A 14,054-nucleotide genomic window follows, 5' to 3' on the forward strand; every position below is an offset into this window, starting at 1 on the left:
CCAAGATCAACCCGCGAGTTCTTCGACAAGATGGTCCATCATCCTGTCACAGGCCTCGAGTTCACTGATTTCGATGAACTCATCAGCCTTGTGGCCCTGATCCATATTCCCGGGACCGCAGACGAGCGTCGATATGCCTGCGGAATGGAAATGGCCGGCCTCGGTGCCAAAACCGACCTTGGTCAACTTTGGCGCAGGAAGCAGCGCGCGAAGGAATTGAACCTCCGTGGAACCGGGGGCCACCTCCAGACCCGGGTACGCGCCAGTCTTTTCAATTGTCACATCTCCGATCCAGTCAGCAGCTTCCTCAAGACGGGCTTCCAAAGACGCCAGCGGATCAGCGGCAAGGTGCCTGATCTCATAATCGATATGGCAAAGATCAGGGATGATATTCAACGCCGTACCGCCGGCCATACGTCCGGCGTGAACCGTGGAATAGGGAACACCGTAGCCCGTATCCTGCGCGCCGGAGGCCGACAGATCCATCTGAAGCGGCCGCAAAGCGCCGATGAAATCCGCTCCCAGATGCAGGGCATTGCGATATCGGGGCCCCATGGCCGAATGGCCGGCCTCTCCTGTGCAGGTCGCCCTGTAAGACGCCTTGCCCTTGTGCCCTGTCGCGATCTGCATCGATGTCGGCTCGCCCACGATGCACAGCCGTGGTCGCTCCATCAAAGGTACCAGTACGGGCATCATCTCGGCGATACCTTTACAACCGACTTCCTCATCGTAGGAAACGACGAGCTTAAGCGGCTCTTTCAACCGAGCTTTCGAAGCCGCTGCAGCGGCGCGGAGCATGCTGGCAAGAAACCCCTTCATATCCGCTGTCCCGCGTCCATAAAGACGACCGCCACTCTCGCGGAGCCGAAACGGCTCATAGCTCCAGTCCTGCCCGCTGACCGGAACCACATCCGAATGGGCCGACAACATGATACCGTCCGGCAGGTCCGGCCCAATACGGGCAAAGAGACCGGCCTTCTTTCCTGTTGGATCTTCGATCCGCCACAGAGAGAACCCCAGATCGCGGAGGTACCGTTCGACCCAGCCGATCAGGTCCAGATTGCTCTCGGCGCTGATCGTGGGAAAGCCTATCAGGTGGTCAAGAATATCTTTCGAATTCATGTGGCCTCACATTATGCGGGCCAGTGTTTCGCAAAGCGGGCGTCGGGTAAACAAGGCTTTGATAAAGCTGCACTTAGGTAGGCCCTATGCGTGAGGGTTCGGCACATTCGCCTTAGTAGGTCACCGTTAGGGACCGGGAGCAGGCGCCCGCAGTTTCAATCCCGGCGTGAGTTCCGGCGTCAGGTTTTCCCTGCAATGGTCGATCAGCGCGCGCACAGTCAGGGTGGTCCTGACACCGTCACCGAGAACCAACCCCATACGCAAGGGCCGCAAAGCATCTGAAAGCGGTACAAAGCGCAACGGTTTGCCATCGGGCGCGCGTTCGGAGGTATGGCGGATGTTGGCGATGGAATATCCAAACCCGTTCGCCACCAGGGAACGCATGACTTCAAGGTCACGTGTGCGCTCGACAATGTTCGGCTCGACTCCGGCTCGGGAAAAGAAAGACAGGAAATAAGGACCTGAATGGGGCAGGTCGAGCAGAACCATCGGATGAGGCGCAAGATCCTGCGGGGTCAGTACCCGGTGATGGGCCAGTTCGTGTATGTCCGGTAAAAGCGCATAGGGCGGCAAGCTGAACAGGGGAACGAACTCGAGATCGTCTGGAATTCCGAGATCGTAGGTCAGCGCAATATCCAGTTCGGCATGACGTAACCCGTCGAAAATCGCCTGCTGATCGCGTTCAAACTGATGGAATTCGACCTCGGGGAACCGCGCAATGAAGCTGCGGCGCAGGTGCGGCAGAACGATCTGGGCAAAGGTAAGCAGGCACCCCATGTTGAGCGGTCCACGCACCCGACGAGAGATTTCATTGGCAAGACTGTTGAGACGGTCTGCCTCGGACAAAACGGTCCGGGCTTGCGCAATGAACTGCCGGCCCGCCTGTGTCAGGGCAAGACCGTGCGCATGTTTGCGAGTGAACAGCTGCAATCCGAATTCAGCCTCCATCTGAGTAATCGCCGTGGAGATGGAGGGAGAGGAAACATTCACCTTTCCTGCGGCCCGGGCAATCGAGCCCGCTTCGCCGACGGCTACGAAATATTCCAGCTGTCGCAAGGTAAATCGTAAGGGCATGTCAAAGCCTGACTTGGTTGCTGTTAGCTTTTGGCTAAGACGCGGGGCGTTCCGGGTCAAGAAAATCGAACGGACATAGAGTAGTTATCCAGTGCTTCAAGTGCTCTTGGAACAGACCGGCACGTTCTGAGGGTTCTCTCGGATGCCTCCGGCGGGGATATTTTGACACCCAAAGAAGGAACAAGGGGGTGACCCGTTACATGCGTTGGCCTGGTCAAGAAAGCGGTTTTGGATTCTCGCAAAAGCGCGAAAATTTGAGCGCAGCTTTCCTCTAATCGTCGCCGGGGACACCGTAGGACGGGGCCTCGCTGGGGTCCAGCGCACGCTGGATATAGGCATCGAGCTGGGGTTTGTAGACCTCCCACGCGCGGGCAATATTCTCGATCGGGTTGTCTTCCGTCCAGTCGCAACGCAGGTCGGCCACCGGCCAGCTGACCCTGTCAACGATGAGCATGCCGGCAGAATGGACCAGCCCGGCTTCGCCCCCTGCTGCAAGACCAGCACGCATCGCGGCGATCAACCGGTCTCCGATATGGCCGGTTGCGGCAAGGTAGCCATCGACAATGACCTGTGGCACGCTTTCGTTGGCCAGAAGGTTACCGCCAGAAGCGACATTTTCAGCCTGCGCGTGCGTCCAGATGCCAAGGCTGTTGGGACCGGAATGGATAGCTGTTTTTCCATTCACATCCACCGCAAGAATCTGGCGGTAGTCGATGAATTTCGCCCGGGATTGCACCTCTGCAATGGCGTCGGATGCGGAAAGTCCACTCTCCATCAGGTCCAGTGTCAGGGGACCAAGAGTCGGGTCGGTGACATTCTGGCTGGCGACCGCACCGACGCCCGCGCGGGCATAGGCACATCGCGCAGCCACGGCAGGAGAGGAGGATGAGATCGCAAGTCCGAACATGCCGGTCTCGGGGCAACGGGCGACGAGAGAGAAGGTCATGCGCCTAGTCCGGAATCACGGCAGTGGCTTCGATTTCGACCAGCCAATCGGGACGGGCGAGAGCAGTTATGACCAGACCGGTCGAAACCGGGTGCACACCCTTGATGTATTCCCCCATGGTCCGGTAGACGGCTTCGCGGTTGCGGACATCGGTCAGAAACACCTGCACGCGGCACACATGTTCCATTCCGCCGCCTGCTTCCTCCATCAACTGGCGGATGTTCTGCATGACCTTGTGGGTCTGCACAACGGGATCGTGGCTGTCGATGTTCCTAGCGGTATCCAGATCCTGCGGACACTGGCCACGCAGAAAGACCAAATGCCCGCGGGCGACGACCGCCTGAGAGAGGTCGTTGTCGAGATTCTGTTCAGGGTAGGTATCCCGCGTGTTGAACTTGCGGATGCGCGTGTGGGCCATGTCAGTCTGTCTCCGGGTGACGCTCAGGCGTCGATGGTTTCTTGGAACGCAGGAACGGTATAAGCCATGTAGCCGCGCTGCTTTGCAATATGATCGGCGACATACCGGGCGTCGAACCAGACCCCCCAGATAAACGACGACCCGCGACGGGTCTGCCAAGGCAGACCGAGGAAATAGATGCCCGGCTCGGCGGAGACCCCACGTTGGTGTTTCGGGCGATTGTTGTCGTCCAATGCTTCGGAGGGCAGCCAGGAATAGTCCGAAGAAAAGCCGGTCGCCCAGATGATCGTGGTGATTCCCACCTCGGCGAGATCCAGCGACAGGATCGGGTCTGTCATGCAGGCCGGGTCGGACAAAAGCCTGCGTGCCTCTGGATCTTCTGGCAGCTCAAGCCCATTGCGCGCGACAAAGGCATCGGCCTCATCAAGGAGATTTTGCAGGTAGGCATCGCCATTGCGGATATTGCGGGTCAGGTCAGTGGCAAAAGTCAGCTTGCCATCCAAATACGTCTCCGTCCTGCCGAGCAGCGTCATTCCCTTATGCGCCAGACGACGGAAGTCGATGGTCTCGCCACCGCGCGCGCCGGAGACCGCAATGGTCGTGTGTTCCGCGCCCGGAGTCGCTTCCATGTCCCATTTGTTCAACACACCCAGCCACCAGACGAAATCGCGCCCTCGGTAGGCGCGTGGCGGGCGGTCGTGTGGACCAACCGACAGATAGACATTGCGTCCGGCCTCCAGCAATTCGTCGGCAATCTGCACACCCGATGACCCGGCACCGACCACCAGCACCGCGCCTGCGGGCAAGGCCGCCGGATTGCGATAAACCGATGAATGGATTTGAGTTAGCGTGGCAGTTTCAGGTACGAGAGCGGGGATCACGGGAATCTGAAAAGCCCCCGTCGCGGCGATCACGTAATTGGCTTCGATCACGTTTTCTGATGTTTCAGCTCGAAATCCCGGACATCCGTCAAGACGCGAGACGTTCCTGACCTCAACACCAGTGCGGATCGGGGCCTTTATCCTGTTGGCGTAGTCGACGAAGTAATCGGCTACACTCTCCTTGGCCACAAAATCATCGGGACCGTCGTTCTGGAATTCCATCCCCGGGAAGCGGTCGTGCCAAGCGGGACCATTTGCCACTAAAGAATCCCAGCGCTCCGAACGCCAGCGTTCGGCAATACGATTTCTCTCCAGCACGATATGTCCGATGCCATTGGCGCTCAGATGTTCGCTTGCCGCGATACCGGCCTGTCCTGCTCCAACGACCAGCACATCTGTTCTCTCGATCTTTTGCATCGGTATCAGCCTCTTTGGTCCTCGGCACACTGCAGCAATGATTAACCGTAGCTTGACGTGGCCATGCTTCGGAGGAAAGCACTTAGTTCCTGAGCTTGGCTTAGGCTGGGCCTAATTAAGGAAGTTCAGGCAGGACTGCTCAATCCAGTTTCATTTCCTCCACCAGTTCAAGCAGGTTCGCCAAGGTGGATGAATTGTCGTCGCGCCTCCAGATCAGGCCGGTCTCCAGTTCGGGCGCGGCTCCCTCAAGATCAATGTAGCGCACACCGGTCCGGGCGAGGTGGCGCAGCGATCGCGGGACAAGCGCAATGCCCATTCCAGCAGAGACAAGGCTGATGATTGTTTGCATCTGAATGGCATGTTGAATGACATCGGCCGATGCCCCTCTGGCGGCATAATATTCGGTGACGAGATCATGGAACAGGGGCGCTGCATCACGTGGAAACACGATCAGGGGCGAGGCGATCACGTCTTCTGCTTTTAGTTGCCCACCAACCGGGTTCAGACGTTTTTCGTTGATCCAGCTTTCAGGTACGGCCGCGACAAGCGGCTCGCGTATCAGGCGACGATAGAAAAATTCCTGCGGAAGCCTTTCCCGGTTGGGCGGGATGATGATCCCTGCATGGCCGACCCCATTCGATAGCGCCGCCGTCTGCTTGTCGCTCGTCGCCTCAGTGAGGGAGAGGTTCACATCCGGGTAGAGCTGGCGAAAACGATGAACCAGAACCGGCAAAACGCTGTAATCTGCGGTGCTGACGAATGACAGAGAGAGGCTGCCTGCGCGCCCTTCGATCAGGCGCGCGGCGATTTCGGGCAATGTCTCCAGATCGGCGATCGCGCTGGCAACATGCGGCGCCCATTGAGCGCCAAAGGGCGTCAGTTCAACATGGCGGCGGCTCCGCAGGAACAAGGGCGCGCCAAGCTCCTGCTCAAGGGACATGATAGACTGGCTGAGCGGCGGCTGCGTCATGCCCAGCAGTTCTGCAGCGCGCCCGAAATGCAGTGTCTCGGCCACTGTCAGAAAGTGCTTCAATTGTCGCGCGTTCATCTTCTCATACTCAAAGAATATCAATAAGACATGTTTAATATATTTTACTCTCATAGGCGACTGGCTTAGTCAGGCCTCACCAATCCAGCCAAGGGAAAGCCAGATGCCCCGCTATCGCTCAAGAACAACAACGCATGGACGTAATATGGCAGGGGCCCGTGGTCTCTGGCGGGCGACCGGCATGAAAGAAGGCGATTTCGGTAAACCGATCATCGCCATCGTGAACTCTTTCACGCAGTTCGTGCCCGGGCATGTGCATCTCAAGGATCTTGGCCAGATGGTCGCGCGCGAGGTCGAAAAGGCAGGGGGCGTGGCCAAGGAATTCAACACCATCGCGGTGGATGACGGGATCGCAATGGGCCATGATGGCATGCTCTATTCGCTGCCATCGCGTGAGATCATTGCCGACAGCGTTGAATACATGGTCAACGCGCACTGTGCCGACGCGATGGTCTGCATCTCGAACTGTGACAAGATCACGCCCGGTATGCTGATGGCGGCCATGCGGCTCAATATCCCGGTGGTATTTGTTTCCGGTGGTCCGATGGAGGCCGGCAAGGTCGTCTGGGATGGTAAAGAAACCGCGCTGGATCTGGTCGACGCGATGGTAGCCGCTGCGGATGACAGCTATTCCGATGAACAGGTCAAAACCATCGAACAAGCGGCCTGTCCGACCTGCGGTTCCTGCTCGGGCATGTTCACCGCGAACTCGATGAACTGCCTGACCGAGGCGCTCGGGCTGTCCCTGCCGGGCAATGGCTCGACCCTTGCCACCCATGCGGATCGCGAACGGCTCTTTGTCGAGGCGGGGCATCTGATCGTCGATCTGGCCCGGCGGCATTACGAACAGGATGACTATTCGGTTCTGCCAAGGTCCATCGCAACGGTGAAAGCATTTGAAAATGCGATGACGCTAGACATCGCGATGGGCGGGTCGACCAATACCGTGCTCCACCTTCTTGCGGCGGCAAACGAAGGCGAGGTCGATTTCGACATGGCGGATATCGACAGGCTTTCGCGCAACGTGCCGGTACTGTGCAAGGTCGCGCCCGCCAAGAACGACGTGCATATGGAAGACGTACACCGGGCAGGGGGCATCATGTCGATCCTCGGTCAGCTTGATCGGATCGGCCTGCTCGATACTTCTGTCGGCATGGTTCATGCGGGCAGCATGGCCGAGGCACTGGAACGCTGGGATGTGACCCGGACGGACTCCCAGACCGTGCACGATTTCTATCGCGCGGCGCCCGGCGGGGTGCCGACGCAAACCGCATTCTCCCAGTCGCGCCGGTATGACACGCTGGACGTCGACCGCGAGAACGGTGTCATCCGGGATGCCGAACATGCGTTTTCAAAAGATGGTGGTCTTGCAGTGCTCTACGGCAACCTCGCCGAAGATGGTTGCATCGTCAAAACGGCCGGTGTCGATGAGTCGATCCTGGTCTTTTCAGGCCCGGCACGTATCTTCGAATCTCAAGACAGCGCGGTAAACGCCATTCTGACCAACAAGGTGCATGAAGGCGATGTGGTGCTGATCCGCTATGAAGGACCGCGCGGTGGTCCGGGCATGCAGGAAATGCTCTACCCGACCTCGTACCTCAAATCCAAAGGTCTGGGCAAAGCCTGCGCACTGGTGACCGACGGACGTTTCTCCGGCGGTTCCTCCGGCCTTTCCATCGGCCACGTCTCACCGGAAGCTGCCGAAGGCGGCACCATCGGTCTGGTCGAAGAAGGCGACCTGATCGAAATCGACATCCCCGCTCGCAAGATCCAGCTTTCTGTAGATGACGCGATATTGGCCAAGCGCCGCGAAGATCGCGCTACCAAGGGCTGGCAGCCCGAGGAAAAACGGACCCGCAAGGTTTCCTCTGCCCTCAAGGCCTATGCCGCGCTGACGACATCGGCGGCGCGTGGCGCCGTGCGTGATGTTGAGCAGCTGTCGCGGAAATAAGAGCGACTCGACCTTGTCGAAACCGATCATGCAGCCGGACATCCGAAAAGGTGACCGGCTGTTCTTGCAAGATTATGACCAACCGCGTGTAAGAAACACGGCAGCGGGCGGATCCTTCTATGCCATCGCGGGCTGATTTTGCGGCTCCAGGCAAAACAAAGCCAGAAATTCGCGGGCCGCGTCCAGATCGCCATCTGCGCTGACCGTCCCGTTCGCGATCAACTCGTCCAGCGGCAGCTTACCATAGACGGCAGCGGCAAGCTGGTTGCCACTACCGCGCAGAATAAAGCTGGCATCAGGGGCGCTGACCGATCTGCTATGCATGCTGCCGTTGGCCAAGTGCAATTCAAAGGCTTCGCTGCCAAAATCCAGCCCTGCGGTTTTTTCATCGCCGCTCGCAAGATCAGCGACCAGATTGACACCCATTGAAATCACCAGCGCAGAGGGGCTGATGAAACGCTTTGGATCATGCCCGGGGACGATCAACGCCCAACGGCAAAGCGCTTCGAGCACGGGCAATAACCCGCGCCCCTGATCGGTCAGACTATAGATGCCAAGCCGTTCGTCGTGGTTGATGACCCCAACCTCGGCCAGCTGCGCCAGTCGCCCGGTAAGAACGCTTGCCGTAATGCCGGGCATCCCGGCCCGGATCATCCGAAACCGCTTTGGAGCAAACATCAGCTCGCGTACCACAAGCAGCGCCCAGCGATCCCCGATCAGGTTCAGCGCATGCGCGGCGAGACAGCCCTCATCATATCGCATATTCCGGTTTTTTGCCGGTTCAGTCATTAAAAAATACCAATGGTTGCTTTTTAATACTAACCTTGGCACGCTATATGTGCAAGCGAGATTCGCTCTGCTGTCTTTCGACGGGAGTTTCGAAAATGACTTACTTTACTGGTATGGTGGCCGCAGTACCCACCGGGAACAAAGACGCCTACATCAAGCACGCCGCTGCATCCTGGCCCATTTTCAAAGGCTATGGCGCAACCCGGATGGTCGAGACGTGGGGCGCGGATGTTCCCAAAGGCAAAGTCACAGATTTCTTTGGGGCCGTGCAGGCAAAACCCGAAGAAGCAATCGTGTTTTCCTGGATCCAGTGGCCCGACAAGGTGACGGCAGACGCAGCCTGGGAGAAAATGCCGTCCGATCCCCAGATGGCCACGCTGGCTGATATGCCATTTGACGGCAGCCGCATGATCTACGGCGGCTTCGCGCCGATCTACGAAGGCGGCAATGGCGCCGATGCCGGATATTATCAGGGTTTTCTGCTGGCCGTCCCCAAGGGCAACAAAGAGCCTTACGCGAAAATGGCCGACGAGGGCTGGGACATGTTCAAGAAAAAGGGCGCGCTCGGCATGATCGAAGGCTGGGGTGAGGATGTTCCTCACGGCAAGACCACCGATTTCTACATCGCAACGAAAGCCGAAGAAGACGAGGTTCCCGTCTTCAGCTGGACGGTCTGGCCGGACCGCGCCACCTGCGAGAAGGCCGCCCAAGAGATGCAGGCTGAGATGAGCGACATGGACATGTCAACGATGCCTTTCGACGGAAAACGCATGATCTGGGCCGGGTTCGATCCGCTCTTCGACTCGGGTAAAGTGGCATGACATTGACACTTTATACTTACGACTGGCTACCAGAATTCCCGCGCGGTTTCGTGCGGGACATGCGGGTGAGATGGGTTATCGAGGAGCTCGGCCGCTCCTATGTCGTAAAGCCCCTTCCGGCCAGTCCCAAAAGCGACGGGCATCTCCGGATGCAACCCTTTGGGCAGGTTCCGATCATAAAGGATCAGGACCTCACCCTGTTCGAAAGCGGCGCCATATTGTTGCACCTGGGTGCGGGAACCGACCTGATGCCAAATGGGAGGGAGGCCGAAATCACGCAGTGGCTGTTTGCCGCGCTGAACACGGTCGAAGTCGCAAGCGCTCCTTGGCTGAACATGAAGCTGGCTCTGAAGATACCGCAGTTTTTCGGGCCCGCGCCTGCGGCAGACGTGGTCGATCACGCGCGAGCGCTGCTCGAGACGCGACTTTCGGCGCTCGATCGCATCATGGCAAACCATGACTGGCTGACCGAAGATTTCAGCGTGGCGGACATTGCCATGATCGACGTCCTCAGGGTCATTCATGCCGAAGACGGTCTGGTCTCGCACAGCAACCTTACCGGTTATGTTCAACGAGGTACTGATCGAACCGCATTTCGAAAAGCCATGAAAGATCACATGGCACATTGGAAAGCTGCGGATGCTCGTCGTGAGGTGGAGAAGGCTTCATGACAACGATGCAAGCCAACAACGTGGAAAAATCGACGCCGGCCATCGCCAGAATCACCGTATTCCTCTGATACGAAACCGAAGCACGCTCGTGCGCGAGCGTATTCGCCGGAAACAAATTCTTGGCGGTGCATCACGCGCCGCCAGACTTTCCATGGGGTCAGGCAGGAGACGTCCTGCGAGTGCATTTCTCGGTTTGGGAAAGCCGGAGCATCGGTCTGAAAGACAGCCCGGTCTCAAAGCATAGCCAGTCAATTTACTTCCAAATCACCACTCTGGGATAAGCTAAAACGGATCGGCAACCGGGACACCATGATGGTTAATTTCCAGCAAACGACAGCAAGCTAGCTCACAATATTTCGGGAATCGCCAGCACTTTCGGCAGGTGTCCAAAAACCGGGGGTGATATCCGTACACAAACCGTATGACATCTGTACATCAGCCGTATGACGGTCGGGGCCGACCGCCGAACGCAAAAATGTATTGCGCGCGAAGCCGAGATGCTGACAGCAACGAAGGCCGCTCGGCCCTCGACTTCGCGCCTCAACATGGATACATATTTACTATTGTCGGAACGGTCAGCTTACATTCGGACCGCGTTTGGCGCGGACGGCCTGCCGGATTGCCTGCCAGTTCTCGGCCTGTTCCTGTTTACCTTCGGTCTGACACTGGCGCACCATTTGCGCGGCTTCGGCTTCGGCCCGGTCTCCGTGGACGCGGTAAAGGGCGTTTGCGTGCTGGCTAATCTGCATTGTATTCATGGTTTCCTCCTATCGTCGGACAAGTGAATGGCCACGATTCCCCCAGTTGGGGTGGATCGATCATACAGAAGCGAAGGGTACGAGTCATGCATCGCGTACTGGCCTAGGCGACAACCGGCGCTTTCGGCGGGAGAATTCAGAGAGCTCAGACAGATAGCGTTTTTGACCCACCCTGACTGCTAGGGCGGAATGCGAAAACCCGTAACCGGACGGCGCCTCATTTCGCCACACCTCCATGCCAGCAGCAGATGGCCAACCGGCGTCTTTGCTCTTGCGTCCGGGGCGAACCATCCGCAGGTTTGCGGCAAATCGCCAAAGGGGACTGACATGCAATTCATTGAAACCGCCGAAGAACTTCGCGCCATTTATGGCGAGGCGTCGCAGGGGGCGTTGCGCAAACAATTGGCCTCGCTGGATGAACACGCGCGCAAGTTCCTGTCCCTGTCACCTTTCGCGGCAATCGGCTCGCAGGCACCGGATGGCATGGGCGATGTGACGCCAAGAGGCGACCAGCCGGGCTTTACGGTCGCGCTTGACGATCACACCATCGCCATGCCCGACCGGCCGGGCAATGCGCGGCTTGATACGCTGGACAACATCCTGCGCAACCCGGCGGTCGGCCTGATCTTCATGATCCCCGGCATGAACGAAACCCTGCGCATCAACGGAAGGGCGAAAATCACAGCCGATCCGGACCTTTGCGAACGGCTGGCGGTGAACGGCAAACCGGCCAAGAGCGTTATCGTAATCACTGTTCACGAAGTCTACATGCACTGCGCCAAGGCCTATATCCGCTCAAAACTCTGGAAGCCCGAAACCTGGCCCGAGCGCAGCAGCATGCCATCGCTTGGCGAAATATTGCGGGACCAGATCGCGCACGCGGTTGCGGCCGAGCAGATCGACGAAAGCCTTGCAGAAAACTATCGGAAGGAATTGTGGTAGTCGGCACCGTCGGGGCGGCAGATCGCTTGGGATAACCTGTCAACCAGCCAATGCCGGGCGTCAGCCCAGGAAATAGGGCGGTTTGAAGATGCCCATCATGCGGATGGACTTGGCTGCTTCGGCCAATCTTGGGCCAAGGTCGTTTTCGACCACGTCCTCGCGGGCCCGGAAACGCGGCAGACCGCAGGATAGCGCTACGCGCAGGCCGTCCTCGGTTTCGCCAAGCGGCGTAGAGAGAGCGACGATGTTCGGACGCCAATCGCCGTAGGACGAACAGAACCCGGCATCACGGCAACGCGCAATGCTGGCGGCAGTATCCTCGGCATGGGTTGCGAATTCCTCGGGGAAACGCAGCCGTAACTCGGCCAGCTTGTCGTATAGTTCCTGTCCATCGAGCAGTGACAGCAGCGCCCGACCGCTTGCCGAGCGGTGCAGCGGCCCGGTGATCCCGGGTTCGGGGATGTGAGGAAAGCTGATCGGGTCGCCGATGGTCTGCACCTGAACGAATTGATCGCCCGACATCACCGCAAGCGTGACATTGCCCGTGCTCATCTCGGCAATCTCGCGCATCGGACCCACCAGCTGGTGACGCCAGCGCGTTGCCGCGAGAACAGGGTAGGACAGACCAAGGATACGCGGCGCGAGGCGAAAGTTGCCCTTCGTATCGCGCCGCAGATAACCCATGTGCATCAACGTCTTGCAAAGACGGGACACAGTCGCCCGGTTCAGGCCCAGACGCCGCGCGATCTCGGAATTGGCAAAACGATCTTCCTGATCATTGAAGAGTGCGAGGATCTCGAGCCCCTTCATCAGGGTCGATGAAAGCGCCTGATCCGTCGCGTTTTCACCCGGCAGTTCGCACTCGCCCGCATCGGCCCATTCATTCAGGATCGTCTTGCCGTCGCTCAAAGGATTCCCTGCTCCCGATAAGTCTCGATCTCCTGGTCGTCCAGGTTCAGAAGTGTCTTGTATATGTAATCGTTATCCGCTCCCAGACCCTTTGCGGCCCAGCGTATCCTGCCGGGTGCCTTGCGGAAACGGGGCACCAGCCCCTGCATACGAACCGACCCGAAATCTTCGTCGCTGACCGAGACGATCGCATTGCGTGCCTTGTACTGCGCATCGTCGAAAACCTGGTCCATTCCGTAGATCGGCGCGATGGTGCCATTGTGTTCCCGAAACGAGGCGATGACCTCGTCCAGCGTATGCGCCGCGATCCATGCGCCAAAGATCTTGTCGAGCTCTTCGACGTGTTTCACGCGCGCCACGTTCGACGCAAAACGCGGATCGTCCACCAATTCCGGTTTGCCGATGGCGGCCGCGTTATAGCGGAAGGTGCGGTTGGTCGAACCCGCAAGGCTGACATAGCGTTTGTCCGAGGTCATGTAGACATCGGAAGGGGCGGAATAGGTGTTCTTGTTGCCCACCCGTTCACGCACATCGCCAAGCTGGTCGTATTCGATGGGCAGAGATTCCAGCAGGCGCAGAACGGCCTCGGTCATGGCAAGGTCGATCTCTTCGCCCTCTTGCCGGTCGGAACGCACGACCTTGAGCAGGGCGGCGCAGATCGAAAAGGCGCCGAACAGACCACCGATGGAATCGGCCAGAGGATAGCCGGTGTGGACCGGCGGGCGATCCGGGTCGCCGGTGATATGGGTCAGCCCGCCCATGGCCTCGAAGATACGGGCGAAACCGGGCTGGTTCGCCATCGGGCCGTCCTGTCCGAAACCGCTGACCCGCAGAACGACGAGACGGGGATTGGCTTTCCACAGGGTTTCGATATCAAGCCCCCAGCGGTCGAGCGTGCCGGGTCGGAAATTCTCGATCAGAACATCCATCTGCGAAACCAGATCAAGGAAGAGTTTCGCGCCATCGTCTTTACGCAGATCCAGCGTGCCGTGGTATTTGCCGCGATTCGTGACCTTCCACCACAGCGGCTTTCCGTCCTTGAGCGGCGGGAACCCTCGCAGCCCGTCGCCAACGCCCGGAAGCTCGAGTTTGACGACTTCGGCACCGAAATCCGCGAGCAGGGAACCTGCCATCGGGCCGGCAATGATCGTTGCGATATCAAGGATTTTGAGCCCGGAAAGGGGGCCCGCGCCGGTATCGGAGCCGGTATTGGGGGTGGTCATTCACACTCCTCCTATGTGAAACGTGTTTGACAAGTGTTACGATATTTGAAACAACATGGTCAATACGTGCGATTAATGATCCTT

14 protein-coding genes are annotated in these 14,054 nt (G+C 58.5%); 4 read left to right on the forward strand and 10 right to left on the reverse strand.

Features of this window, described 5'->3' with window-relative positions; all coding sequences use genetic code 11:
- Positions 1-6: 6 nt before the first annotated feature.
- The 6 genes from argE to ACU0FH_RS08305 all read right to left on the reverse strand — a co-directional run bounded on the left by argE (position 7) and on the right by ACU0FH_RS08305 (position 5,906).
- Complete coding sequence (argE, locus tag ACU0FH_RS08280) at positions 7-1,122, reverse strand: acetylornithine deacetylase (protein ID WP_446194193.1); 1,116 nt, start codon at positions 1,120-1,122, stop codon at positions 7-9.
- Between the two features lie 126 nt (positions 1,123-1,248).
- A complete protein-coding gene (locus ACU0FH_RS08285; RefSeq protein WP_446194194.1) occupies positions 1,249-2,196 on the reverse strand; it encodes a LysR family transcriptional regulator in 948 nt (315 codons plus the stop codon).
- 271 nt (positions 2,197-2,467) lie between these two features.
- Complete coding sequence (locus ACU0FH_RS08290) at positions 2,468-3,142, reverse strand: DUF1028 domain-containing protein (RefSeq protein ID WP_446194195.1); 675 nt, start codon at positions 3,140-3,142, stop codon at positions 2,468-2,470.
- Between the two features lie 4 nt (positions 3,143-3,146).
- Positions 3,147-3,560: a RidA family protein gene (locus ACU0FH_RS08295; RefSeq protein ID WP_446194196.1), complete on the reverse strand. Its 414-nt coding sequence runs from the start codon at positions 3,558-3,560 to the stop codon at positions 3,147-3,149.
- 23 nt (positions 3,561-3,583) lie between these two features.
- The gene (locus ACU0FH_RS08300) at positions 3,584-4,858 is read right to left on the reverse strand and encodes a flavin-containing monooxygenase (protein ID WP_446194197.1); all 1,275 of its coding nucleotides are present in this window, start codon (positions 4,856-4,858) and stop codon (positions 3,584-3,586) included.
- A 139-nt stretch (positions 4,859-4,997) separates the two neighbouring features.
- The gene (locus tag ACU0FH_RS08305) at positions 4,998-5,906 is read right to left on the reverse strand and encodes a LysR family transcriptional regulator (protein WP_446194198.1); all 909 of its coding nucleotides are present in this window, start codon (positions 5,904-5,906) and stop codon (positions 4,998-5,000) included.
- Positions 5,907-6,009: 103 nt separating this feature from the next.
- Between ACU0FH_RS08305 and ilvD the strand changes: the two genes are divergently transcribed.
- Entirely contained in the window at positions 6,010-7,857 is a 1,848-nt protein-coding gene (ilvD, locus tag ACU0FH_RS08310) for a dihydroxy-acid dehydratase (RefSeq protein WP_446194199.1), read from the forward strand.
- Positions 7,858-7,974: 117 nt separating this feature from the next.
- Here ilvD and ACU0FH_RS08315 read toward each other — a convergent pair whose 3' ends face one another.
- Positions 7,975-8,619 carry a winged helix-turn-helix transcriptional regulator gene (locus ACU0FH_RS08315; RefSeq protein WP_446194200.1) on the reverse strand — a complete coding sequence of 215 codons (645 nt, stop codon included), beginning with the start codon at positions 8,617-8,619 and terminating at the stop codon, positions 7,975-7,977.
- A 122-nt stretch (positions 8,620-8,741) separates the two neighbouring features.
- Here ACU0FH_RS08315 and ACU0FH_RS08320 point away from each other — a divergent pair, with 122 nt between their 5' ends.
- The gene (locus ACU0FH_RS08320; protein WP_446194201.1) at positions 8,742-9,467 is read left to right on the forward strand and encodes a DUF1428 domain-containing protein; all 726 of its coding nucleotides are present in this window, start codon (positions 8,742-8,744) and stop codon (positions 9,465-9,467) included.
- On the forward strand, positions 9,464-10,138 hold the full coding sequence (locus tag ACU0FH_RS08325) for a glutathione S-transferase family protein (protein ID WP_446194202.1): 675 nt from the start codon (positions 9,464-9,466) through the stop codon (positions 10,136-10,138). Before ACU0FH_RS08320 ends, ACU0FH_RS08325 begins: the two co-directional genes overlap by 4 nt.
- Before the next feature lie 575 nt (positions 10,139-10,713).
- Here ACU0FH_RS08325 and ACU0FH_RS08330 read toward each other — a convergent pair.
- Entirely contained in the window at positions 10,714-10,896 is a 183-nt protein-coding gene (locus ACU0FH_RS08330) for a hypothetical protein (protein ID WP_238372635.1), read from the reverse strand.
- Between the two features lie 327 nt (positions 10,897-11,223).
- Between ACU0FH_RS08330 and ACU0FH_RS08335 the strand changes: the two genes are divergently transcribed.
- Positions 11,224-11,838, forward strand: a complete 615-nt coding sequence (locus ACU0FH_RS08335) for a pyridoxamine 5'-phosphate oxidase family protein (protein ID WP_446194203.1) — start codon at positions 11,224-11,226, stop codon at positions 11,836-11,838.
- A gap of 60 nt (positions 11,839-11,898) precedes the next feature.
- Here ACU0FH_RS08335 and ACU0FH_RS08340 read toward each other — a convergent pair whose 3' ends face one another.
- Together ACU0FH_RS08340 and ACU0FH_RS08345 are read right to left on the reverse strand one after the other, a co-directional pair.
- The gene (locus ACU0FH_RS08340) at positions 11,899-12,747 is read right to left on the reverse strand and encodes an IclR family transcriptional regulator (RefSeq protein WP_446194204.1); all 849 of its coding nucleotides are present in this window, start codon (positions 12,745-12,747) and stop codon (positions 11,899-11,901) included.
- Positions 12,744-13,970 carry a CaiB/BaiF CoA transferase family protein gene (locus tag ACU0FH_RS08345; protein WP_238372638.1) on the reverse strand — a complete coding sequence of 409 codons (1,227 nt, stop codon included), beginning with the start codon at positions 13,968-13,970 and terminating at the stop codon, positions 12,744-12,746. Before ACU0FH_RS08345 ends, ACU0FH_RS08340 begins: the two co-directional genes overlap by 4 nt.
- Positions 13,971-14,054 lie beyond the last annotated feature (84 nt).

This window comes from Heliomarina sp. (assembly GCF_052826185.1).

Bases quoted from the DNA above. Each gene is read 5' to 3' on its own strand.
- argE (WP_446194193.1), bottom strand. From the start codon at position 1,122: ATGAATTCGAAAGATATTCTTGACCACCTGATAGGCTTTCCCACGATC.
- ACU0FH_RS08285 (WP_446194194.1), bottom strand. From the start codon at position 2,196: ATGCCCTTACGATTTACCTTGCGACAGCTGGAATATTTCGTAGCCGTC.
- ACU0FH_RS08290 (WP_446194195.1), bottom strand. From the start codon at position 3,142: ATGACCTTCTCTCTCGTCGCCCGTTGCCCCGAGACCGGCATGTTCGGA.
- ACU0FH_RS08295 (WP_446194196.1), bottom strand. From the start codon at position 3,560: ATGGCCCACACGCGCATCCGCAAGTTCAACACGCGGGATACCTACCCT.
- ACU0FH_RS08300 (WP_446194197.1), bottom strand. From the start codon at position 4,858: ATGCAAAAGATCGAGAGAACAGATGTGCTGGTCGTTGGAGCAGGACAG.
- ACU0FH_RS08305 (WP_446194198.1), bottom strand. From the start codon at position 5,906: ATGAACGCGCGACAATTGAAGCACTTTCTGACAGTGGCCGAGACACTG.
- ilvD (WP_446194199.1), top strand. From the start codon at position 6,010: ATGCCCCGCTATCGCTCAAGAACAACAACGCATGGACGTAATATGGCA.
- ACU0FH_RS08315 (WP_446194200.1), bottom strand. From the start codon at position 8,619: ATGCGATATGATGAGGGCTGTCTCGCCGCGCATGCGCTGAACCTGATC.
- ACU0FH_RS08320 (WP_446194201.1), top strand. From the start codon at position 8,742: ATGACTTACTTTACTGGTATGGTGGCCGCAGTACCCACCGGGAACAAA.
- ACU0FH_RS08325 (WP_446194202.1), top strand. From the start codon at position 9,464: ATGACATTGACACTTTATACTTACGACTGGCTACCAGAATTCCCGCGC.
- ACU0FH_RS08330 (WP_238372635.1), bottom strand. From the start codon at position 10,896: ATGAATACAATGCAGATTAGCCAGCACGCAAACGCCCTTTACCGCGTC.
- ACU0FH_RS08335 (WP_446194203.1), top strand. From the start codon at position 11,224: ATGCAATTCATTGAAACCGCCGAAGAACTTCGCGCCATTTATGGCGAG.
- ACU0FH_RS08345 (WP_238372638.1), bottom strand. From the start codon at position 13,970: ATGACCACCCCCAATACCGGCTCCGATACCGGCGCGGGCCCCCTTTCC.